Genomic DNA, 23,055 nt, shown 5'->3' on the forward strand with positions numbered 1-23,055 from the left:
TAAGGAAAATCTTAATAAATTCTCATGCAGAAAATTATACATCTCTTGTCGCAGATTTGGTACAATGATTTTAAAACATTAAAGAAGAGGATGGGGAATCATGAGCTATAAAGTTCTTGTTGTTGATGATGAAAGTGAAATTGCAGATTTAATTGAAATGTATCTGCAAAATGAGAATTATACAGTTTACAAATCCTATACCGCACAGAGTGCATTAGAGTATATTGAGTCTGAAAAACTTGATCTTGCAATTTTAGACGTCATGCTTCCGGATATAGATGGATTTCAGATTTGTAAGAAAATTCGAGAAAAATACACATACCCGGTTATTATGCTTACTGCTAAAGATGGAGAAGTTGATACAATTACAGGATTGACACTTGGAGCAGATGATTATGTTACAAAACCTTTCAAGCCATTGGCACTTATGGCGAGGGTAAAAGCACAACTTAGAAGATACAAAAAATATAATAGTTTTTCGGAGCCAATGGATTCCGAAGGGAAGGAAACAATTATAACAACCAGCAATGGTTTAGTTATGAATATAAGTGCTCATGTATGTATAGTAGATGGTACATCAGTAGAATTAACTCCTACAGAGTTCAAAATATTACAAACTCTTTGTGAGAAAAAGGGTTTGGCTGTAATGTCAGAGGAACTTTTTAGGTCAGTCTGGCCAGATGAGTTTTATGATAAAAACAGCAATACGATTACGGTTCATATACGACATTTGCGGGAAAAAATGGGAGATACAACAGAAGAACCACGATATATTAAAACAATATGGGGAGTGGGGTATAAAGTTGAAAGCTGAAAAAAACGATTATTCAAGAATGAAGCGAAAAGTATTCTATCAGTTGATTATAATGATTGCAGTTTCCAGTATTGCCGTATTGTTTCTTTATAATTTCCTAAGAGGAAAAATAGGAGTATGGACAATAACCCTTTTTTCTTTTCTGCCGGGAATGGATTATGATAAGGCTTATACCATGTACGAAGCAATTTTCCGAAATCATTGGGGGGAATTTATGCTCCTTGCAATGATGGTTATTTTTCTTATTCTGTTTCACTTTTCTCTTACATGGTTTGGAAAATACTTTGATTCGATAAATAAGGGGATTAATGCACTTTTAAGTTCAGAGCATAAGTTGATCTCCATGCCCAAAGAGATGCGTTTTGTAGAGAAAAATTTACAGACTGTACAGAGTACATTGGAACAGCAGCGTGCAGAGGCGGAGCTTGCTGAGCAGAAAAGAGATGAGCTTATTCTATATCTGGCACATGATCTAAAAACACCGCTGACTTCTGTTATTGGCTATTTAAGTATTTTAGATGAAAATAAGGGAATGAACCGTGAACAACGGGAAAAATGTATTCGTGTCGGTTTAGATAAAGCGATGCGTCTTGAAAAGCTGATTAACGAGTTTTTTGAAATTACACGTTTCCGTCAATCTGAAATTACACTTTCAAAAACTAATATTGACCTTCACTATATGTTGATACAACTCGTAGATGAATTTACACCACAATTACAGGCAAGTCATGTAGAAGTAGAAATTTTAATGGCAGAAGATGTACAAATCAGAGGGGATGCAAATTATCTCGCAAGAGCCTTTCAGAATGTGCTGAAAAATGCAGTGGCTTACAGTGATAGAGGTTCAGTCATTACCATTTCGGTATATTATCAAAAAGAGAATGCAATTATCAATGTTTCAAATACAGGTGATACTATTTTGCCGGAACAGCAAGCTCATATATTTGAAAAATTTTACCGGGCAGATGAAGCAAGGCAGGGAAATACCGGAGGAGCTGGTCTGGGTCTGGCAATTGCAAAAAATATTATTGTTTTGCATGGAGGAACGATTGCAGTGGAAAGCCAAGAACGAAAAACAACATTTACGATTACTTTGCCGGATGCAAAAATTCAACTATGAGGAAAATTTAACGAAATCCTTTATCAAATCTTAGGAAATTAACATCTTGAATTTAATACAAAGCCAGACTGTTTTCAGTAGAATAAATATTGAAAGCAGTCTGGCTTTTTTGGAAAGGAGATTTGAAATGGAATTATCTATTGAAGAATTAAACAAACGATTTGGTACGAAAAGCGCAGTAAGTAATATTTCCGTCACGCTGCAGCCGGGGGTATATGGTTTACTTGGTGCTAATGGTGCCGGAAAGACAACTTTGATGCGTATGGTATGCAATATTTTAAAACCGACATCTGGCAGGATTTTATATGACGGAGAAGATATTAATCGATTGGAAGATAACTATCGTAATCTTCTCGGTTATTTGCCACAGGACTTTGGGTATTATCCGGATTTTACTGCAAAAGAATATTTAGAGTTTATTGCTGCAGTAAAAGGTCTTGAGGGTAAAAAGGCTAAAAAGAATGTGGCACAGGTTTTAGAAACGGTAAATTTGTCTGATGTGGCAGCTAAGAAAATCCGTACCTTTTCGGGTGGGATGAAACAACGGCTTGGAATCGCTCAGGCAGTAATCAACAATCCCAAAATCCTTGTTTTGGATGAGCCGACCGCAGGTCTTGATCCCAAGGAAAGAATGCGGTTCCGCAATTTGATTGCAGAGTTGGCAAAGGACAAAATTGTAATTCTGTCAACACATATTGTTTCGGATATTGATTATATTGCAGACGATATTCTGATGATGAAGGGCGGCTGTCTAATTTTGAACTGTCCAACCGAAGAAGCGATTCACAGTATGGATGGAAAGGTTTGGGAATGTAGACTTCATCAAGCGCAAATCGACAAGATGAGTGAACGCTTTCGTATTGTGAACCTGCACCATGAAGCAGGTAATGAAGTATCGCTCCGAATCGTAAGCGATACCCAGCCGATTTCGGGAGCCGTCAATGTTGTTCCCACGCTGGATGACATATACTTGTATCACTTTGAAGATGAAGAAGTAAGGAGGGATGAGAGATGAAAACATTATTTGTTTTAGAGTTTAAGAAACTGGCTAAAAAAAGAATGAATATCATTGTGATTGCTGTTTGTCTGGTTTTGGTTGGTCTGCTGTTCGCTCTCCCGGTAAAGCAATTTATCGTATTGAACACCGAGGGAGAACAGATCATGGGAACTGCTGCAATCGCCATGGAAAGGGACTTTGAAAATGCCTATGCTGGCGAATTAACCAATGAGCGGATTACATCTGATATTGCGGCATATCAAGCCCTGTTTGATGACCCCGCAAATGTCTCACAGGATTCAGACACAAAGGCACTGAGTAAGACGGCGTATTTTAAGCATTTCTTCCCATACATCGACTATTGGAAGTTAATCAATGGCAATTATGTTGCAGCATCTACTTATGATTCCTCTTTTTCGGCTATTACAAATATGAACCTTGAGGATGGGGTGGATTTTTATGCTGCCCGTGATAAAAAGGTCAGCACAATGCTGAACTATTCTTATGCAGACTGGAATTTTTCTGACAGCGAAAAGGCGTTCTGGCAGAATCGGGTTTCATCTGTTAAGACACCTTACGAATACGGCTATCACGCAGGCTGGAAACTGCTGTTAAGCTGCATGGAACTGTTTGTTGTCGGAATATTGGGTATCTGTATTTGCGTATCAGGAACCTTTTCTGGCGAGTATCAATCCGGTGCGGCAAGTGTGATTCTATCTTCTCGATATGGAAAATCCAAACTGGTAAAAGCCAAAATTTTTGCTGCTTTTGTATATAGCCTGTCAGCGTTCACACTGTTCATTCTGGTCGGCTGTGGGATTCAGCTTGCTGCCTTTGGTGTGGATGGATGGAATTTGCCTATTCAGGTGTTAAGCAGTATTGCCCCGTATCGGATGTCTCTACTGAGTGCAGCACTGATTGCAGTTGCCACACTGTATCTCATTCTGCTGGGGATGGTTTCTTTTACGTTGTTGCTGTCAGCTAAAATGAAATCGTCCGTCCCGGTTCTAGTAATGATTATCCTCGTCAGTATACTTCCGATGTTCCTTGGTATCAGTGAGACAAGTGGAATCTGGAACCGCATTCTTGTATTGCTGCCATATCGAGCAACACAGCCTGTGTTCTCAGATGAGTTCATTGGCTATTTCGGCTATCCACTGGGTGGAATGACTTTTGACATAGTGACTGTTCGGATGATTGTATATGCGGTGATTATGCTTGTGTGTATCCCGTTTGCACGAAGGGCTTGGAAAAAGCATCAGGTCGCTTAGAATTACCACAAAAGAAAAAGAACTTCTGCTGGATGACGACCAACGAAAAAATTCGCAAAGCAGGTATGTTATGATTTTTGAGTACAGTAAAATATGATTATTGTGGCATTGTTGATGAAAAAAAGTAAGATTTCGCACATAATATCTTTGATTATTGGAGGTGTAATAATTGCGGGTATATTTTTTTATATAGGCTATAGAACAGCCTATATCCGCTATGAAAATGCCGAACCAGCCATCATTACTCAAACATTCTATGCTACGATTTCAGAGATTACAGAGGACACAGTAACAGTAACGGGAATGGATGTTAATGATATAAATTTTAGAGGGGAATTTGTTTTCGGTATAGAAAAAGAAACAGAAATTATTTGGCGGTACACGGATATTGCATTTAGCGATTTAGACACTGGCGATAAGATAGCAATTACCTTTGCGGGCGAGATTATGGAAACTTATCCAATGCAAATAACACAAGTTGAACAAATTCAATTACTGGATGATGAACTTTAATCCAGAAGGATACTATCCTATAGAAAAACATTAAATACGGGTTGCAACAACTTCCCGCTTTTCGAGATGGAAAATAAAACATTTATGGAGGTACGGATATGGAAAATAGGGAATGGATACGCTGCCCTATTTGCGATAGTAAAACACGTGACAGAATTAGAAAAGATACAGTTTTAACGAATTTTCCACTGTTTTGCCCAAAGTGCAAAAAGGAAAGTTTGATTGAAGTTAAAAATTTACAAGTTAAAGTCATCAAAGAGCCAGACGCTTAGACGCAGAGCCGATGAATTTGTGGGGAATTACCCACAGTTCATCGGCTTTTCTTTTTTAGAACAAGAAAACCAATAGATTCACAAGGAGTCTATTGGCTTTCTTACAGAGTGGGATGGTCTTGCTTACGAAGCACGTCAAGTAAATAACGAACCATAGGTAATAAATCCGCAGCTTCCTGTTCCGTGCAGTCGTTCAGTAGGGTTAAGAGCTTTTGGAGATTTGGCCGCTGGTTTGTGTTGGCGGGATAGAAAATCTTATCAGCTGGTATCTTCAGATATGTAATTAAAGGATACAGCTTTTCGAATTTGGGATTGCCACGCCCAGCTTCGATGTTAAGTATGGTGCGAGTATCTAAATTAAGAGTTTCAGCCAGTTTTTCCTGTGAAAGTCCGAGTTCTGTGCGTGCTTCACGCACTGCGATGGCAAGTAATTGTTTTATGTCCTGCATTATAATTCACCTCAATAGTAGTTTACATTACATATTGAATGACGTGAATTGCAACAAAATACAGTATAAATATGGAGTACAATACATGAAAAGAAAATACATTAAATTGTATAGGAAAAGAATAGTGGAAAGAAATATTGCAACGGATTATTACACACATCAAGGTGTATCGCAAAGAAGTAAAAAACTTCAATGCGGTACACCTTTTTTGATGGAGAAATCAGAGCATGGTGGAGTCCTTTTCCGGCTTGCGGTTTAAGGTCTGTTCCTGATTCGGAACCCGGTCAAGATACTGGTTCAGATTATCCAGTTTTCGGTTGAGGGATTGAATATCTTTTTCAGCAGATTTATAGGTTTTTTGCAAGGATTCTTTTTTGGTATACAGGGCATTGTAATCACTGCGGAGCTTATCGATATCAAGATTTTTTAAGTTGATGTCAAAGCGTTTCAGCATATTTTCAGCACCGTCATGAAGCAGAAGCTCTGTTTCATGGCGGCGGAGGTAAGCGTCCGGGTCTTTCGATTTCCGGTAACGGATGTGATAGATATGATTGGTCTGATACTGCTCAGCGTACTTCAATACCTGTCCTAAATCTTTTAACTGGCGTTCCGTTTCCACAAGGCTGCTTCGTGCGGTTTTTGACAGAATAGATTTGCTTTCAATCTGTTTTTCAAGCTCGGAAATAGATCCTGCATTGCTGTAACTGCTGGCGGCAATTTTCAGATTTTCAATCGTTGCCCAGTGTTGTAGACCGGGACTTTGCGTGAACTTTTCTTCCGATGTGTCAATGAGCTTTTTGGAGGAATAGTCCTTGATAAGTGGTTTCTTCCGGGCAGGGAATGGGACACGCTTTTGAGGTTGTTCCAGAGCCTTTGTTTCAATCCGTTCCTTAATCTTCTCTTTGGTGTATTCTGCACCTAAAGATTTGACACTGCCACGGACAAAATGCTCCCGGTCAAGAGGACGGAAGGAGATGTATTTTAAGGTGTTTTCTCCAAAGGATTCGCCTTTGATTTCATAGCCTTTTGCCCGTATCAGTTCAATGCACTCCTCATAGGTGTCGGCGGTCTGGATCGTTTCATCAATGTCCTGTTTGAGCTTGTTTTTCCATGAAGTTCTGTTCCTGCCGGATGACCATTCCTTGTAGCTTTTACCTCGCTGGTTTGTGGGAGAAATGACGGACAATTGATGTTCGGAACACAGCTCATCATTCATGCGACGGATATGGTAATAGGTCTGTTTACAGTCATGATATTTTTCGTGATTTACATTATCTGCAGCACAGAAAATGATGTGGTTGTGAACGTGTCCTTTGTCGATGTGAGTGGAAACGATGTAAGAATATTTCCCCTCTAACAGTTTGTCGGCAAGCTCTAGGCCAATCTGGTGTGCTTCTTTATAAGCTACCTCTCCCGGAGCAAAAGCCTGTATCAGATGAAAGGCTTTGTTCGGGTCTGCCTGATTGGTCTTTGACAGGGTAAATTTGAAGTCAAAGGCAGCGGTTTCCGGACTGCACCCAAAGGAAGAAATGAGGATACTTTCATCAGTTTTCGCAGGGTTGCAGATATAGTTTACTGCTTTATGGACGGTTGCTTTGATAGCATGGATTTTTGTGATTGCCATACCTGTTTCATCAGCTCCTTTACTTCTTTTACATCGGCTTCATAGACATTACCAGTGGCATTCATACGCTTGGTAATCTGGTTCAGATTGTTGCCAATCCGGGCGAGAGTGGTGTTATATTCCCGCAGGTGTTCGTAGTTCACATCGTATACATAGCCGTACAAAATCAGATGCCGGATAAATGCAGATTTGCTTTTCATGCTGGAGGCTTTCCATTTTTGCTGCAAGATGTATTGCTCGTCATCACTGAGGTAGATTTTCAATTCATTTTGTCTTTCTCTGTTCGCCATTGTAGTATCTTTCCTTTCCATATTTATATAGAAGATTTTGAAATATGCCGTATCCGGCGGTGTGTTTTGTCTTTGAAAGGGGGTCAGGGGGATATGCCCATTGCAAGCCAATTTTATCAAGTTTCTGAATGACAGGAACTTGTGGAAATGGTGCCTGTGAGGGAACACAGGCAGTGCTTGCTATCTTTGGCAAATTTCCCGTAGGGAATTTGCGTGTTGTACGAGCTTAAGCGAGTGTTCCACAACACATAAGGACATTATTGTCCATTTTTGGACTGCCTTTATGCGGTCCGGCTTTGTAGAGCTATTGGCATAAGCAATAAAAAACTGCTATGGCTTATTGCAGGCAAGAGATGCCCGTGAAGCTCCATAGCAGTTTGAGTGTTTTTATAAATTTATGATTTTATCCATAAAAGATTTTAGCAACAGAAAATAGCAAAGTCAATAAGAGAAAGCGGAGGAGATAGGAACTTTTGGATATGTAAAAGGAAGCCCTGATTGTATCGAAAGCGATTAGGAGAAAAAGCTTATCTGAATATGAAAGGTTTTTTCCGGTTCATTTTTTACAATGAGATAGGAGAATTTACAGAAAGGAGGTAAAGCATGAATACAGCAGATCGCAGAGCTGAAATAATTAGTATTCTGATGGTTAGACGTCGCATCACGGCGAAAGAATTGGCAGAAGAATTTAATGTTACCATTCGCACGATACAAAATGATATTCAGGCTTTATCTCTTGGTTTTCCAATCTATACAAGACAGGGAGGAGATGGTGGGATTTTTGTTGGGGATAATTACAAACCATATATGAATACATTAACACCACTTGAATTGAAAGTTTTGCATGAAATGTATGAGTTGGCAGATGGAATACATAAAAAAGTTTTATTTCAGCTTATCCGCAAGTATGGACCGGATAAACTGGAACTCTAAACTTGTCATTCTTGTAAAGCACATAATTTTTACAACACCGTTCATAGCAGACGGAAGTGGCTTATGTGCTTTTTGGACTGATAAGTCCGAAGTTGATTTTATCCAAAATACAGGCGTGAGCCTGTAAGTGTACCTTGACAATTTTATAGACAAATGCGTACAGGACGTGTGGAATATGTGGAGCCACTATGCGGACACGCCAAGAGCTGTCTGCTTTCCTATACAAATAAGGAAGGTTCTTATACGAAGAAATGCTGAAATAGGGTATTGAAGTAAAGACAAGGAGCGATAAATGTCTGGCAAAAAGTGAAGCAGTTGCACAGGGCGATGATACATATTTTTAATAATGATACTTCTGGAGATTTCCGGTCAACAAGGATTGACGGTGCGATACCGATGTGGGCGGTGTAATGAGCTGCCACCTGTACTGTATTTAAAAAATTTGTCTGCTGATGAGAGCCGGGAAAAGTTTTCGTGGTTGTCATGGGCAGATAAAGTCATGCAGAGAATTAGAGAAATGGAGGTGTTGGCGATAAATACAAATATAACAGCAGGCAAAATGTCTGTGCCGATATGGGAAAAGTATATGCTGACTGTAGATGAAGCAGTACAGTATTTTGGGATTGGAGAAAAGAAGATAAGATCATTAATTGCAGAGAATATGAATACGGAATATTGTTTTACGGTTCAGGTGGGGAATAAATCATTGATAAATAGACAAAAATTTGAAACTTTTCTTAATCAGATTACATCCCTTTGATTGAAAAAAACAAAGATAATTTAATACTTTAAAGTGGAAAAAGAAAGCTTGGTATGATATAATTGTCCTATCGTGCTAGGGTTTCTTCGTGGAAAGGAGCGAAGGCGTTTGAACGAAAGAAAACGTGACCAGAAAAGACGAGATAAAAAGGGTCGTATTTTGCGTAACGGAGAAAGCCAAAGAGCAGACGGAAGATATGCGTTTGTATATACAGATTGTTATGGAAAGCAGAAATTCTTGTATAGCTGGAAACTGGAGCCGACAGATTCCTTGCCAGTCGGACGTAGACCTTGTCAGTCACTTCGAGAAAAAGAAAAAATTGTCCTAAGAGAAATAGAGGATTGCATTACTCCTTATGGGGGCAATTTGACAGTCCTTGAACTGGTAAAAAAGTACATTAGACAAAAGACAGGGGTTCGCCATAATACACAAGCTAATTACAATTTTGTAATCAATATTATTGCGAAAGAGGATTTTGGGCAGAAGCGTATTGATACCATTAAATTGTCTGATGCGAAAGAATGGTTGATTAAGTTACAGGCAGATGGCAGAGGATACAGTTCTATTCACAGCATACGGGGAGTTGTCAGACCGGCTTTTCAAATGGCAGTAGATGATGAACTTTTACGCAAGAATCCGTTTGAATTTCAACTATCAACAGTTGTTGTCAATGACAGTGTTACCAGAGAAGCAATAACCAGAAAACAGGAGAGAGCTTTACTTGAGTTTGTCAAGAATGATAAACATTTCAGCAGATATTATGAGGGCATTTATATTCTTTTCAAAACTGGACTGCGTATTTCAGAATTTGTTGGTCTGCAAAAGTCAGATATTGATTTTGAAAGTGGTACAATAAGGGTGGATCATCAGTTACAGAGAAAAAGAGATATGGAGTGTATTATTGAAGACACCAAAACTCCAGATGGCGTAAGATTTCTGCCAATGACAAAGGAAGTAAGAGAGTGCTTCGAATGTATTATTGCCAAGAGAAAAAGACCAAAGATAGAGCCTACGGTCAGGGATAAGAACGGAAAGCTGTATCATGGATTCCTTTATCTGGATAAAAATGATATGCCAATGGTAGCTCTGCATTGGGAAAAATATTTTGAACATATTATAACTAAATACAACAGCATCTATAAAGAGGAATTGCCAAAAGTAACACCTCATGTATGTAGGCATACTTACTGCAGCAATATGGCTAAGTCTGGAATGAACCCTAAGACACTTCAATACCTGATGGGACATGCAGATATAGGCGTAACATTGAATACATACACTCATGTAGGTCTTGATGATGTAAAAAACGAAATTGACCGAGTTACTGCATTATCGTGTGTGGAAGCATAGGAAATGTGTTACAATTAAGCAAAATCCTAAGTGGAAAAGTCTTTAGTAAAATGAGAAAATCGAGATGTTTTACTAAGATTTTTACTAAATTTGGATGAGAAAATATACCAATTTATGCCACTATATGCGAAGAAAAAGCGGAATACGTTCTGCCGGAGAATATCATAGAAGTGGCGTAAATACAGCGTTTTAAGGAGTTTTAGAGCATTGATTAAAGTATTATTCATCTGCCACGGCAACATCTGCCGCTCCCCCATGTCCGAGTACCTCCTAAAGGATCTGGTGGAAAAACAAAACCTCACTTCCCACTTCGAGATCGCTTCCGCTGCCACCAGCAGCGAAGAAATCTGGAACGGCACCGGCAATCCGATCTACCCGCCGGCGCAGGCAGAGCTGAGGAAGCATGGGATAGGGAAAACAGCATACACAAATTTTTCAAAAAAACGTGCACGGCAGGTAACAAAAGAAGATTACGGGTATTATGACTATCTGCTCTGTGCAGATGCAAACAACATCAAAAACACCATACGCATCACGGGACCGGATGTCGATGGCAAGATAAAACTTCTTTTGGACTTTGCTGCAGATCCCAAAAGAAAAGGAAAATCCATTTCAGATCCATGGTATTCTGGCAGGTTTGACGAGACCTACCAGGATGTTGTTTCCGGTTGTGAGGGACTGCTCGCATACTTGAAAGAAACAGGGCAGATCTGATAAAAAAATATTGAGAAAGACAGTGTCGATGATATATGTCCGTATCTGCCACGAAAGTCAGTCAGACCAAAATCTGACAATGAAAGGGTGGAATCGGTCAGAACAGGAGACACTGTTTTTTATTGCCCAAAAGTAACAGAAAAATATTTTCGTATATTTTCGCCAAAAGTCAATACCCGAATAAATCATAAAAATCAATTTGCAAAATTGGTCAAACAGACGAAAATAGAATTAAAATACGAAAACAACTTGTATAAATCAACGAATAAATATAAGATATAGAAGTACGAAAAAATACGAAAATTTGAAAGAGGGGGGAGAGGGACATGTATAAGACCGGTTAATGATCTTATCCGGCAAACTGGGGTATGATTGAAAATCTAAAATGGGGGACTTTGAAAAATGAGAAACAAAAAGATTTTACAGAAGGCCGCTAAGAAATCACTTAGCTGGCTTTTAATTTTAGGTATGCTGGTAACGTTACCAGAGACGCCGGGAGCCATATCTGCAGCGGCGGCGGAGCTTGAAACGGGGACAGAAGAAACGGTACATGAAGAATCCAGCGATGCAGATCGTGTGGAAGAAACAAAAAATGCTGTGACAGAAAAAACCGGGGAAACAGGGACGAAAGCAGATACCGCGGTACAAGAAGAAACTGATACAAGTCAGAGTCAGGAAACGAAAGAGCCGGAAACAGAGACCCAAGATGCAGAAGCAGAGAACGAAGATGCAGAAACAGAGGATGCGGAAGCAGCAGTAACAGAAGCAGAGACCCAAGATGCAGAAACAGAGGCACCTGTAACAGAAACAACGGAAGATGAGACTGAATTATCCGAGGAAACAGAAGAAACGGAAACAGAGCAGGAAGTGAAAGCTGTGGAAGGAGCAATGAACCTGACACTGCACATGGATAACAGTTCTGCAAAGTACAAAACGCCTGCACTTCAGTTCTGGGGAGATGATAACACAATCGTATCTGGTGCAACGGAAAAAAACCAGGAGATTACAGGTTGGGAAGACGCAGTAGGACAGCTTCTGACAGCGGATAAAGACGGAAAATTTTACAGTGTAACATTAAACGGTAATTTTACAGGATTCCAGTTTTTAGATTATGCAGATCCGTCAAAGAACACAGCAGGACAGGGATTTGTCAGCACCATGAAAGCATACACAGATGAAACACCGACAGATCTTTATTATATCTGTAAAGATGGCAACTGGGGCTGGTATTTAGATGCAGCAGGCACAGAAGCGTTAAAAGAGCCGGAACTTGTTTATCTTACCATGCATATCAAACCGGAAACGAAATGGTCAAAACCTGCAATGCAGCATTGGAATGACAAATTGACCATCACTGATACAAAAGGTCAGGAAACGATTACAGGATGGGGTGTTAAAGGAGATCTTTTCACAGCAGAAGAGAATGGATTTTACAAACTCACTGTCAAAGGAACATTCGGAGGCTTTCAGTTTGTAGATGCAGATAATGCGGATGATACAAAAACAGGTGACAATACTTACGACAAACTGTTGGATAAATTTGTAGCAGAAACGCCAACCGATGTATATTATATCCAGAAAGACGGCACCTGGAACTGGTACATGGATAAAGATGGAACAATTACACTTGCTTCCACAAAAGAGGTATCGGACCAGGCAGTCGACAATGCAGATGGAACTACCACATTCACGGCTGTTGCAGAAAACGTAAAAGATAAAGTAAAGGTTGTTTATGGTAAAAAATCAGAGGTGGAGGAAAAAGGAACTTCTGCATTAAAGACGGTTACCATGACAGCAGATAAAAGTGTTGCAAATGCATATACCACGGATGCGATTTTCCTTGGAGATGATGCATTGGACATCGTATATTACATCGAAGTAGATGGTGTAAAAAAAGACATTGAAACATCCGCTGGTGTTACAGTTGGAAAAGATACTTATCTTTCTTATACCAGGGATAAATTTACCGGCAGAATGGTCTGTATACCGGGTACATTTCCTGGAAAAAGCTGGGATGCAGCATCAAATATAATGACATACATGGGAGAGGGGTTATATTCCTATACATTTAAAAATGTTCCGGCGGCAAATTACGAGTACAAGATTGCGCTGGGTGACTGGAGCGAAAACTATGGAGCAGGCGGTGTTATAAGCGGATCTAACATTGCAGTTACCGTGACAGAACCTCAGGATGTTACGATTTATTATTCGGACTTCAGCCATTATTCAAAATGCAGTATTGATTATAAATTTGGGGCAAGCCTGTTATTGCAGGGAACAGGAATTCTGGCAGATACAAGATTTTCTGACAGCAGATTGACCGGAATTTACAGCGCAACTGTGGAAAACATGGAAGCTGGTACTTATTCCGATACGAAGATCGTATCAGAGGATGAGACTGTTGAAATGGATCCATATACGGTAGATACCACAAAGGATGTTACATTCTATTATGATCCGGAATCAGGCATTTATTATTCGAATGCTTCTGACAAAGAAGTTGCAACAAACAAACTTGTATTTGATTCTAAGGATACAGCTTACAAATCAGTATACGGTGCGGTGGCAACCGGAGAGGAAGTTACCTACTCCATCGATACCGGAGATGATGTTACTGCAGTCAAACTGGTTGTAAAAGGTGTGGAAAAGAAAACACTTTCCATGAAAAAAACAGCGGGTGCGGAAGATGGAAAACAGAGATGGTCTGTTACTACAAGCTATGACAGACTTGGAGAATACCAGTATTTCTTTGCAGTATATAATGAGACGGCAGTGGTAATGTATGGCGATGATGACGGATATTACGGAACCGGTATGGCAACAGATTTATTAAGCCTGTTACCGTATGATCAGATCGTATATCAGTCAGGTTATAAGACACCGGACTGGATGAAAAATGCAGTGATCTACCAGATCTTCCCGGATCGTTTCTATAATGGCAATGTGACAAACGATACCATCACTTCGGATGCAAGAGGTTCGGTGCAGTATGAATATATGAATGACTGGTATATTTTACCGGAGAACCCGGAGCAGATCACATTACATCCGGATACCTATCCGACTTACGCATATAAGGGCGATGGAAACTGGAGCAATGAGATCTATGGTGGAGATTTAAAGGGTATTACAAAACGGATCGACTACTTAAAAGCACTTGGTGTTACCGTGATCTACTTAAACCCGGTATTTGAGTCCATTTCCAGCCACAGATACGATACAAGTGATTATAAAAACATTGATCCGATCCTTGGAACCCTCGGAGATTTTGAGGAACTCGTCAGTGTGGCAGAAGCGAATAATATGCATGTTGTATTGGATGGTGTATTCAATCATGTATCGGATGATTCTGTTTATTTTGACCGTTACTATGAGTATCTGGAAGATGGAACCGATACGATCGGAGCTTATCCTTACTGGGCATATGTATACGATGCCATGAGCGAGAAAAAGATTTCCAAAGAGGAAGCAGAAAAACAGGCAAAAGAATATTTTACGGCAGAGTATGGAATTACAAACTATGACTATACAGAATGGTTTGATGTATTTTCCGATACAACTTTAAAAGATGACAATGACGATGAAGTATGTGATTCCGTAGGACTTCGTGCCGGAAAACCAGTATATGGTTATGATGGATGGTGGGGTTATGACTCCATGCCGATCATCAAGGCAACGAACGGTTCCGAATATCAGACCGGTACCTGGGCAGAAGAAGTAATCGGAAAAAATGAGACAAGTAAGACCGCAGATAACAGTGTAACACAGTACTGGCTGTCAAAAGGAATGGACGGATGGAGACTCGATGTTGCCAATGAAGTATCGGATGAGACCTGGCAGCACTTCCGTAAATCCGTGAAGGCACTTGACAGTGATAACGTGATCATCGGAGAAATCTGGACGGATGCGGTAAAATATCTGATGGGTGACATGTATGATTCCGTTATGAACTATATGTTCCGTGGAGCAGCGATCGCTTATGCAAAGGGCGGGAATTCCGCAGATGCATTAAATACTTTAGAGCGTTTGAGAGAGCGTTATCCGAAAGAAGCATTTTATGCAATGATGAACCTTGTTGATTCTCATGATACAACACGTTTGTTATCTTACTTAGATGGTATTGATGACGATAGAAAACAGAAAGAAATTGCAGAGGCATTCCCGACTTACGAGAATACTTCAGATGCAGCAAAACAGAAACAGTATTTAGTTGCGTTAATGCAGTTTACCTATGCAGGTGCACCGACGATCTACTATGGTGATGAGCTTGGCATGGTAGGTGCAGATGATCCAGATGACCGCCGTGCGATGATCTGGGGCGAAGGAAATGAGAATCTGGTAAAATGGTATGCAAAACTTGCTGCAATAAGAAGCAGTTACAGTGCATTGAGAACAGGCTCCGTAGAGCCGGTATATGGCACAGATAAAGAAATTTTAGGCTATGTCAGAAGTGATGATTCGGATATCATGCTTGTTTTGATGAACAACAGTGCAGCAGACAAGTCTGTGACAGTAAATGTTGCAGAACTTGGAATTAATGCAGCAGAACTTGCAGATGTGATCGCAGGTAATAGTTACAGTGCTGCAGGAGGCAGCGTGACGGTAACTGTTCCGGCATACAATGGTGTGATCTTAACAGACAAGTGTCATGTAAAACAGGTTTCTGTGGATGAAGAAAACTTAAAACCTGGTTTTGATCCTACATATAAGATTAAGGCAGAAGAACGTGCAGTCAAAGTAACAGGAGTTTCACTGAAAAAGACAGAGATCACCTTACAGAAAGGTAAAACAGCAAAAATTTCTAAAAATGTAGTAGTAGCACCGCAGAATGCAACAAACACAGCAGTAAAATACAAGACTTCTGACAAAACAGTTGCTTCAGTTGACAAAGATGGTAATGTAACTGCAAATGCCAAAGGAACTGCAACAATTACCGTGACAACAAAAGACGGACTGTTTACATCAGAATGTAAAGTAACTGTAGGAGATCAGGTACAGGCAGCGAAGATCAAATTAAACAAGACAAAACTCAGCCTGAAAAAAGGAAAAACATATACCTTAAAGGCAACAGTCACTCCGAAGGATTGTACGGATAAAGCCGTGAAATGGAAATCTTCCAAATCCTCTGTTGTAAAAGTAGATGCAAACGGAAAAGTAACTGCAAAGAAAGCAGGAACCGCTACAATTACAGCTACCACAAAGAATGGTTTAAAGGCAACCTGTAAGATCACGGTTACAGATCCGGCAACCAAAGTATATCTGACACCGGCGATGAGTATCAAAAAGGGAAGTTCCGTAAAACTGACAGCATCTGTATTTCCGAAGACAGCGACAGATAAACTTACATGGTCTACATCAAACAAAAAGGTAGTGACAGTAACAAAGAGCGGTAAGATCAAAGGAGTCAAAACAGGAACAGCTACGATTACAGTTAAAACAACAAGTGGAAAGAAAGCAACCTGTAAAGTGACCGTTGTAAAGAGTAATAAGAAGTCAGCAGGTATTAAACTGAGTGCAAAGAAACTGACATTAAAGCAAAATGCAACAAAACAGCTGAAAGCTACTCTTGATAAGAATGCAACGGACAAAGTGACATGGAGCAGTTCTAACAAGAAAGTAGCTACAGTCGATAAAAATGGTGTTGTAACGGCTGTAAAGAAAGGTACTGTAACGATTACCGCAAAGACATCAGGTGGAAAGAAAGCAACCTGTAAAGTGACGGTAAAAGTACCGGCAACCAAGGTAAAATTAAACAAAACCAAGGCGACTGTTGCAAAGGGCAGGACTCTGACCTTAAAAGCGACTATGACACCTTCTTCCTCAACAGATAAACTTACCTGGACGAGTTCCAACAAAAAAGTGGCAACAGTTGATAAGAATGGTAAAGTAAAGGCGCTGAAAAAAGGAACAGCCACGATTACTGTAAAAACTGCAAGTGGAAAGAAAGCAACCTGCAAAATTACTGTAAAATAATGTTGGTGCATCAATAAAAATGCAGCATAAAACAAAAAAAGTTGCAAAAAAATATTGCAAAGAAGAAATCTATGTGGTATAAATGTTACAACGTTAAAACAGTAAAGCGATGAAAGAGACTCTGATCTTCAGACGTCGACAGGAATACAGCGTCACCGACTGAGAGCGCTGTTTGAAAGAGAAGGTCAAGGGAACACTCTGGAGCAGACTGATTGAACAGGAATTTGCACGAGCGGTTGATCTTAAAAACAGCGGCAGTGGATCGAAAGTAGGTCAGTACGTGGGTGCGCGTTAAGCACAGAGAGCGGAAAGATGATGAGAACGACATCATTTTTCAATGCGGGTGGTACCGCGGGATACTAAGAGATTTCGCCCCGGAAAAGCATATGCTTTTCCGGGGTTTTTTGTATTCATGATAATAGAATGTTCGCGGAGCGTGCATTCTATTATTTGTTGAAAATCTGAAAGACAGAGTTTTGTTTTTCAAAAAGGTTCCCGTCCCGCACCTTATCATATCTAAAGGAGTGTACAGAATATGGAATTCATGACAGGTGTAAACAAAAAGGAAACCTTAGAGATCGGTGATTTACTGACCGGCAGCTATGAGGGAAAAAGTGTAAAAGTAAACGGAGCAGTGCATACCATCCGTGATATGGGTGAAGTTGCATTTATCGTCTTAAGAAAGAGAGAAGGACTGCTCCAGTGTGTTTACGAAGAAGGAAAAACACAGTTTGACTTAAAAGATTTAAAAGAGGCAGCAACGATTGAGGTGGAGGGAACCGTAAAACCGGAGGAACGTGCACCACACGGATTTGAGATCCGTCTGGATAAAATCAAGGTATTGTCCGAACCGGCTGCACCGATGCCGCTTGCAATCTCAAAATGGAAATTAAATACCTCCTTGGAGGCGAATTTAAACAACCGTGCGATCGCCCTTCGAAATATCAGGGAGCGTGCAAAATTCCGTATTCAGGAAGGTGTGGTACGGGGATTTCGTGATTTCTTATACAGTCAGGGGTTTACAGAGATCCATACACCAAAGATCGGTGCAAAAAGTGCAGAGGGCGGGGCAAACCTGTTCCGGTTGGAATATTTTCACAGACCGGCAGTTTTACAGCAGAGTCCTCAGTTTTACAAACAGATGATGGTCGGCGTATTTGACCGGGTATTTGAGACGGCGCCGGTATTCCGTGCAGAAAAACATAATACCAAACGTCACTTGAACGAGTACACCAGCCTTGATTTTGAGATGGGATATATTGATGGATTTGAAGATATCATGGCGATGGAGACCGGATTTTTGCAGTATATGATCGCACTGCTCAAAAAAGATTATGCAGAGGAACTTCGGTTATTAGGCGTCACACTGCCGAACGTCGACAAAATTCCGACCGTGCGTTTCGATGAAGCAAAAGAAAAAGTGGCAGAAAAATATCACCGCCAGATCAGAAACCCATACGATCTTGAGCCGGAGGAGGAAGCACTCATCGGACAGTATTTCAAAGAAGAGTATGATGCGGATTTCGTATTTGTTACACATTATCCATCCAAGAAACGTCCGTTTTACGCGATGGACGATCCGGCAGATCCGACTTATACCTTAAGTTTTGACCTCTTATATCAGGGACTTGAGATCACGACCGGTGGACAGCGTATCCACGATTACAACAAACTGATGGAAAAAATCGAAAAGCGTGGTATGGAGTCTGAGGGAATGGAACAGTATTTATCCGTATTCAAACATGGCATGCCGCCACATGGTGGACTTGGAATCGGTTTAGAGCGTCTGACCATGAAATTAGTCGGTGAGGACAATGTTCGTGAAACCACTTTATTCCCTCGTGATTTAAGCAGATTAGAGCCGTAATCAGGTTAGAACAGATGCAAAGAATCCAAAACAAAATAATTTTAGATCCATATCAGGTTCAAAATTGAATGTAAATTGAGTTTTGCAAACAGGGATCATATGAATGAAAAAGGAGAACAGCCGTGAAACATTTGGGAACAAAAACAATCGAAACAAGACGTCTTGTTTTAAGACGATTTACACTTTCCGATGCAGAACCGATGTACCGCAACTGGGCATCGGATCCGGAAGTGACAAGATATCTGCTGTGGCCGGCACACGAGAGCGAAGAGGAGACAAAAGGTATTTTGAAAGGCTGGATTGCCGCCTATGAGAAACCGGAAAAATATGAATGGTGTATCGAATTAAAAGAGATCGGTGAGGCAATCGGCAGCATCGGTGTGGTGATGGTCAATGAAAAAGTACAGTCCATGGAAGTCGGCTATTGTTTAAGCTGCGATTACTGGCATAAGGGAATCATGTCCGAGGCGCTTTCAGCCGTTGTGGAATACCTGACCAATGAAGTCGGCGCACGCAGGATCCAGGCGAGATGTGATACCAGAAATCCATACTCTGCGAAAGTGATGGAAAAATGTGGATTAAAATATGAAGGAACTGCGATCCAGGCAGAGTGGAACAACTCCGGGGCAGGGGATGTTGCCTGCTATGGTCTGGTTGTTGGACCGGTTGTTGTTGAAGAGCCGGAGGAAACCCTAGAACCGGAGATCGAAGAGGAAGAACCGAAAGTCATTAAAACAGGACGCAAAAATGAGATCTCAGACGAGACGATCGAGTATGTCGGAATCCTTGCAAAATTAGAGCTGAATGAGGAAGAGAAAGAGCATGCAAAGAAAGATATGGAAGAAATGCTCAACTATATTGATAAATTAAATGAACTTGACACCACAGGAGTGGAGCCGATGTCACATGTGTTCCCGGTAAACAATGTATTCCGGGAAGATGTAGTGACAAACGGAGACGGCAGCAAAGAGACGCTTTCGAATGCACCGGCACAGAAAGACGGTGGATTTAAAGTGCCAAAGACAATTGGAGATTAATCAGATTGCTCAAAGAACATTTTGTGCAGCAGGCAAAGAAAATGTTCGGATAAAAAGCAGGAGCAGGAATGGAGATTTATATGAATATTATGAGTTTGACTGCCGTGGAACTCGGCAAAAGAATAAAAGCAAAAGAAATCTCAGTAGAGGAAGCTGTTACGGCGGCGCTTGACGCGATTGAGAAAAAAGAAAAACTCGTAAACAGCTTTGTGACAGTAGATAGAGAGGGAGCACTGAAACGCGCAAAGGAAGTACAGAAACAGATTGATGACGGCACACTGACGGGGCCGCTTGCAGGTGTACCGGTTGCCATCAAAGACAATATGTGTACGAAAGATCTGCTTACCACCTGTTCTTCTAAGATTTTATATAACTTTATTCCGACCTACACGGCGGAGGCAGTTTTAAATCTGGAAAAAGCAGGGGCAGTTATTTTAGGAAAGACCAACATGGATGAGTTTGCCATGGGAAGCACGACAGAGACATCCGCTTATGGCGAGACAAAAAATCCGTGGAACACAGAGCATGTGCCGGGAGGTTCTTCGGGTGGCTCCTGTGCGGCGGTTGCAGCAGAGGAATGTGTCTTTGCACTTGGATCAGATACCGGCGGTTCCATCCGTCAGCCGAGTTCCTTCTGCGGCGTGACCGGAATCAAGCCGACCTACGGAACGGTATCACGTTACGGACTGATCGCTTACGGTTCATCCTTAGACCAGATCGGACCGGTCGCAAAAGATGTGACAGACTGTGCCACGATATTAGAGGCGATCGCTTCTTATGATACGAAGGACTCCACTTCTGTAAAAAGAGAAGATTACGATTTTACCAGTGCACTGGTGGATGATGTTGCAGGAATGAAGATCGGTATTCCGCGTGATTATTTCGGGGAGGGTTTAGATCCGGAAGTAAAAGCAGCAGTTTTACAGGCAGCAGAGGAATTAAAGAAAAAGGGCGCCATCGTGGAAGAGTTTGACTTAAGTCTGGTAGAATATGCGATCCCTGCATATTATGTTATCGCCTGTGCAGAGGCAAGTTCCAACCTGGCAAGATTTGACGGTGTCAAATATGGTTACCGCACCAAAGAATATGAGGGACTTCACAACATGTACAAAAAATCCCGTTCTGAAGGATTCGGGTCGGAGGTAAAACGCCGTATCATGCTTGGCTCTTTCGTGCTGAGCAGCGGTTATTATGATGCATATTATCTGAAAGCACTCCGCACCAAGGCGTTGATCAAACAGGCATTTGATAAGGCATTTGAAAAATATGATGTCATTTTAGGACCGGCGGCACCGACCACTGCACCAAAACTGGGACAGTCCTTAAGTGATCCAATCAAGATGTATTTAGGAGATATTTACACGATTTCCGTAAATCTTGCCGGCTTACCGGGAATTTCACTGCCGTGCGGCAAAGATAAAAACGGTCTGCCGATCGGGTTACAGCTTATTGGAAACTGTTTTGAAGAGAAGAAGATCATCCGCGCGGCATATGCATTTGAACAGACAAGAACCTATGAGCACAGCCCGCTTGCATAGTCCGAAAATGGAGGAATAGACATGAGTAAAATATATGAAACTGTCATTGGACTTGAGGTCCATGTTGAGTTAGCAACGAAAACAAAAATCTTCTGCGGCTGTTCCACGGCATTCGGCGGTGCACCAAACACACATACCTGTCCGGTCTGTACCGGTATGCCGGGTTCCCTTCCGGTGTTGAACCGTCAGGTGGTGGAATATGCGATGGCAGTGGGAATTGCCACAAACTGCAGTATTACCCAGTACTGTAAATTTGACCGTAAAAACTATTTTTACCCGGATAACCCGCAGAACTACCAGATCTCCCAGTTATATCTGCCCATCTGCAGAAACGGTGGTGTCGAGATCGAGACAGCAGCCGGAAAGAAGATTATTGGTATCCATGAGATCCATATGGAAGAGGATGCCGGAAAACTGGTGCATGACGAGTGGGAGGATGTCTCCATCGTAGATTACAACCGTTCCGGTGTACCGCTGATTGAGATCGTATCCGAGCCTGATATGCGTTCCGCGGAGGAGGTTATCGCATATCTTGAAAAGCTGCGCATGATCATCCAGTATCTGGGAGCATCTGACTGTAAATTAAACGAAGGTTCCATGCGTGCCGATGTCAACCTGTCCGTCCGTGAAGCCGGCGCAAAGAAGTTTGGAACCCGTACCGAGATGAAAAACTTAAACTCCTTTAAAGCGATCGCAAGAGCTATCGAGGGAGAGCGTGCACGTCAGATCGAACTGCTTGAAGCCGGAAAGAAGATCGTGCAGGAGACACGCCGCTGGGATGACAATAAGGAATCTTCCCATGCAATGCGTTCCAAAGAGGATGCACAGGATTACCGTTATTTCCCGGAGCCGGATCTCGTCCCGATCGTGATCAGCGATGAGTGGATCGCAAAAGTAAAGGCAAACCAGCCGGAACTGCGCACGGAAAAATTAGAGCGTTACCAGAGAGAGTTTGATCTTCCAAAATACGATGCCGAGATCATCACAGGACACAAAAAATTTGCAGACCTGTTTGAGGCGGCAACCGAGCTTTGCGGCAAACCGAAAAAAGTGTCCAACTGGATCATGGTCGAAACTATGCGTCTGTTAAAGGAAAACAACATGGATCCGGAAGACATCCGTTTTTCTCCGGTCAATCTTGCAAAACTGATCAATCTTGCCGATTCCGGTTCCATTACAAACACGGTCGCAAAGGAAGTATTCGAACTGATCTTTAAAGATGACATTGATCCGGAAAAATATGTTGAAGAGAAAGGCTTAAAGACAGTCAACGACGAGGGTGCACTCCGTGAGACAGTACAGAAAATATTAGCAGAAAATCCACAGTCGGTTGAGGATTACCATAACGGCAAAGAAAAGGCAATCGGATTCTTAGTCGGACAGACCATGAAAGCCATGAAAGGAAAAGCAAACCCGGCGCTTGTGAACCAGATATTAAAAGAGTTACTGTAAGGTATTATATTTGATACCAACATCATGTGTATAAAAATATGAGGACTGAAAAAAAGTCCTCATATTTTTGCGATAGCTTGA

At 41.3% G+C, this 23,055-nt stretch carries 18 protein-coding genes and 1 pseudogene; 16 read left to right on the top strand and 3 right to left on the bottom strand.

All coding sequences use genetic code 11. From position 1 onward, the window contains the following. Nucleotides 1–100 precede the first annotated feature (100 nt). The 6 genes from vanR (at nt 101) to RIL182_RS06885 (ending at nt 4,987) form a co-directional block, all read left to right on the top strand. On the top strand, nt 101–814 hold the full coding sequence (gene vanR, locus RIL182_RS06860; RefSeq protein ID WP_006858846.1) for a VanR-ABDEGLN family response regulator transcription factor: 714 nt from the start codon (nt 101–103) through the stop codon (nt 812–814). Nucleotides 815–833: 19 nt separating this feature from the next. After that, nucleotides 834–1,934, top strand: coding sequence for a sensor histidine kinase (locus tag RIL182_RS06865; protein ID WP_172606705.1), 1,101 nt, complete (start codon nt 834–836; stop codon nt 1,932–1,934). A 127-nt stretch (nt 1,935–2,061) separates the two neighbouring features. After that, nucleotides 2,062–2,949 (top strand): ABC transporter ATP-binding protein, encoded by an 888-nt coding sequence (locus RIL182_RS06870; protein WP_006858844.1) that lies wholly within the window; start codon nt 2,062–2,064, stop codon nt 2,947–2,949. Then, nucleotides 2,946–4,202, top strand: a complete 1,257-nt coding sequence (locus tag RIL182_RS06875) for an ABC transporter permease subunit (protein ID WP_006858843.1) — start codon at nt 2,946–2,948, stop codon at nt 4,200–4,202. Before RIL182_RS06870 ends, RIL182_RS06875 begins: the two co-directional genes overlap by 4 nt. Before the next feature lie 93 nt (nt 4,203–4,295). After that, nucleotides 4,296–4,715, top strand: a complete 420-nt coding sequence (locus RIL182_RS06880; protein ID WP_006858842.1) for a DUF3221 domain-containing protein — start codon at nt 4,296–4,298, stop codon at nt 4,713–4,715. A 98-nt stretch (nt 4,716–4,813) separates the two neighbouring features. Next, the gene (locus RIL182_RS06885; RefSeq protein ID WP_044999497.1) at nt 4,814–4,987 is read left to right on the top strand and encodes a cysteine-rich KTR domain-containing protein; all 174 of its coding nucleotides are present in this window, start codon (nt 4,814–4,816) and stop codon (nt 4,985–4,987) included. Nucleotides 4,988–5,088: 101 nt separating this feature from the next. Here the strand turns inward: RIL182_RS06885 and RIL182_RS06890 are convergent, their stop codons facing one another. From RIL182_RS06890 to RIL182_RS06900, 3 genes are all read right to left on the bottom strand, one after another. Next, nucleotides 5,089–5,436 (bottom strand): helix-turn-helix domain-containing protein, encoded by a 348-nt coding sequence (locus RIL182_RS06890; RefSeq protein WP_006858841.1) that lies wholly within the window; start codon nt 5,434–5,436, stop codon nt 5,089–5,091. Nucleotides 5,437–5,656: 220 nt separating this feature from the next. Beyond that, nucleotides 5,657–7,060 carry a relaxase/mobilization nuclease domain-containing protein gene (locus RIL182_RS06895; RefSeq protein WP_006858840.1) on the bottom strand — a complete coding sequence of 468 codons (1,404 nt, stop codon included), beginning with the start codon at nt 7,058–7,060 and terminating at the stop codon, nt 5,657–5,659. Next, nucleotides 7,009–7,350: a plasmid mobilization protein gene (locus RIL182_RS06900; protein ID WP_044999503.1), complete on the bottom strand. Its 342-nt coding sequence runs from the start codon at nt 7,348–7,350 to the stop codon at nt 7,009–7,011. Before RIL182_RS06900 ends, RIL182_RS06895 begins: the two co-directional genes overlap by 52 nt. 603 nt (nt 7,351–7,953) lie before the next feature. Here RIL182_RS06900 and RIL182_RS06905 point away from each other — a divergent pair. From RIL182_RS06905 to gatB, 10 genes and pseudogenes are all read left to right on the top strand, one after another. Then, complete coding sequence (locus RIL182_RS06905; protein WP_006858839.1) at nt 7,954–8,283, top strand: helix-turn-helix transcriptional regulator; 330 nt, start codon at nt 7,954–7,956, stop codon at nt 8,281–8,283. A gap of 499 nt (nt 8,284–8,782) precedes the next feature. Further along, a complete protein-coding gene (locus tag RIL182_RS06910) occupies nt 8,783–9,043 on the top strand; it encodes an excisionase (RefSeq protein ID WP_242655634.1) in 261 nt (86 codons plus the stop codon). Between the two features lie 108 nt (nt 9,044–9,151). Further along, nucleotides 9,152–10,393 (top strand): site-specific integrase, encoded by a 1,242-nt coding sequence (locus RIL182_RS06915; RefSeq protein WP_044999496.1) that lies wholly within the window; start codon nt 9,152–9,154, stop codon nt 10,391–10,393. A gap of 207 nt (nt 10,394–10,600) precedes the next feature. Next, nucleotides 10,601–11,107, top strand: coding sequence for a low molecular weight protein-tyrosine-phosphatase (locus tag RIL182_RS06920; RefSeq protein ID WP_082241392.1), 507 nt, complete (start codon nt 10,601–10,603; stop codon nt 11,105–11,107). 402 nt (nt 11,108–11,509) lie between these two features. Continuing rightward, nucleotides 11,510–17,080 (top strand): Ig-like domain-containing protein, encoded by a 5,571-nt coding sequence (locus tag RIL182_RS06925; RefSeq protein ID WP_006858836.1) that lies wholly within the window; start codon nt 11,510–11,512, stop codon nt 17,078–17,080. A 535-nt stretch (nt 17,081–17,615) separates the two neighbouring features. Further along, nucleotides 17,616–18,947 (top strand): aspartate--tRNA(Asn) ligase, encoded by a 1,332-nt coding sequence (gene aspS, locus RIL182_RS06930; protein WP_006858834.1) that lies wholly within the window; start codon nt 17,616–17,618, stop codon nt 18,945–18,947. A gap of 200 nt (nt 18,948–19,147) precedes the next feature. Then, nucleotides 19,148–19,471: pseudogene (locus tag RIL182_RS22140) on the top strand (GNAT family N-acetyltransferase); the annotation flags it as partial. 204 nt (nt 19,472–19,675) lie between these two features. Then, nucleotides 19,676–19,984 (top strand): Asp-tRNA(Asn)/Glu-tRNA(Gln) amidotransferase subunit GatC, encoded by a 309-nt coding sequence (gatC, locus tag RIL182_RS22145; RefSeq protein ID WP_334290637.1) that lies wholly within the window; start codon nt 19,676–19,678, stop codon nt 19,982–19,984. Between the two features lie 80 nt (nt 19,985–20,064). Continuing rightward, a complete protein-coding gene (gene gatA, locus RIL182_RS06940; protein WP_044999498.1) occupies nt 20,065–21,522 on the top strand; it encodes an Asp-tRNA(Asn)/Glu-tRNA(Gln) amidotransferase subunit GatA in 1,458 nt (485 codons plus the stop codon). Nucleotides 21,523–21,543: 21 nt separating this feature from the next. Continuing rightward, nucleotides 21,544–22,974 (top strand): Asp-tRNA(Asn)/Glu-tRNA(Gln) amidotransferase subunit GatB, encoded by a 1,431-nt coding sequence (gatB, locus tag RIL182_RS06945; RefSeq protein ID WP_006858832.1) that lies wholly within the window; start codon nt 21,544–21,546, stop codon nt 22,972–22,974. The last annotated feature ends 81 nt before the right edge of the window (nt 22,975–23,055 follow it).

The organism is Roseburia intestinalis L1-82 (assembly GCF_900537995.1).
Lineage (GTDB): Bacteria > Bacillota > Clostridia > Lachnospirales > Lachnospiraceae > Roseburia > Roseburia intestinalis.

Excerpts from the sequence above, each read along its gene's own strand:
- vanR (WP_006858846.1), top strand. The coding sequence starts at position 101 with ATGAGCTATAAAGTTCTTGTTGTTGATGATGAAAGTGAAATTGCAGAT.
- RIL182_RS06865 (WP_172606705.1), top strand. The coding sequence starts at position 834 with ATGAAGCGAAAAGTATTCTATCAGTTGATTATAATGATTGCAGTTTCC.
- RIL182_RS06870 (WP_006858844.1), top strand. The coding sequence starts at position 2,062 with ATGGAATTATCTATTGAAGAATTAAACAAACGATTTGGTACGAAAAGC.
- RIL182_RS06875 (WP_006858843.1), top strand. The coding sequence starts at position 2,946 with ATGAAAACATTATTTGTTTTAGAGTTTAAGAAACTGGCTAAAAAAAGA.
- RIL182_RS06880 (WP_006858842.1), top strand. The coding sequence starts at position 4,296 with ATGATTATTGTGGCATTGTTGATGAAAAAAAGTAAGATTTCGCACATA.
- RIL182_RS06885 (WP_044999497.1), top strand. The coding sequence starts at position 4,814 with ATGGAAAATAGGGAATGGATACGCTGCCCTATTTGCGATAGTAAAACA.
- RIL182_RS06890 (WP_006858841.1), bottom strand. The coding sequence starts at position 5,436 with ATGCAGGACATAAAACAATTACTTGCCATCGCAGTGCGTGAAGCACGC.
- RIL182_RS06895 (WP_006858840.1), bottom strand. The coding sequence starts at position 7,060 with ATGGCAATCACAAAAATCCATGCTATCAAAGCAACCGTCCATAAAGCA.
- RIL182_RS06900 (WP_044999503.1), bottom strand. The coding sequence starts at position 7,350 with ATGGCGAACAGAGAAAGACAAAATGAATTGAAAATCTACCTCAGTGAT.
- RIL182_RS06905 (WP_006858839.1), top strand. The coding sequence starts at position 7,954 with ATGAATACAGCAGATCGCAGAGCTGAAATAATTAGTATTCTGATGGTT.
- RIL182_RS06910 (WP_242655634.1), top strand. The coding sequence starts at position 8,783 with ATGCAGAGAATTAGAGAAATGGAGGTGTTGGCGATAAATACAAATATA.
- RIL182_RS06925 (WP_006858836.1), top strand. The coding sequence starts at position 11,510 with ATGAGAAACAAAAAGATTTTACAGAAGGCCGCTAAGAAATCACTTAGC.
- aspS (WP_006858834.1), top strand. The coding sequence starts at position 17,616 with ATGGAATTCATGACAGGTGTAAACAAAAAGGAAACCTTAGAGATCGGT.
- gatA (WP_044999498.1), top strand. The coding sequence starts at position 20,065 with ATGAATATTATGAGTTTGACTGCCGTGGAACTCGGCAAAAGAATAAAA.
- gatB (WP_006858832.1), top strand. The coding sequence starts at position 21,544 with ATGAGTAAAATATATGAAACTGTCATTGGACTTGAGGTCCATGTTGAG.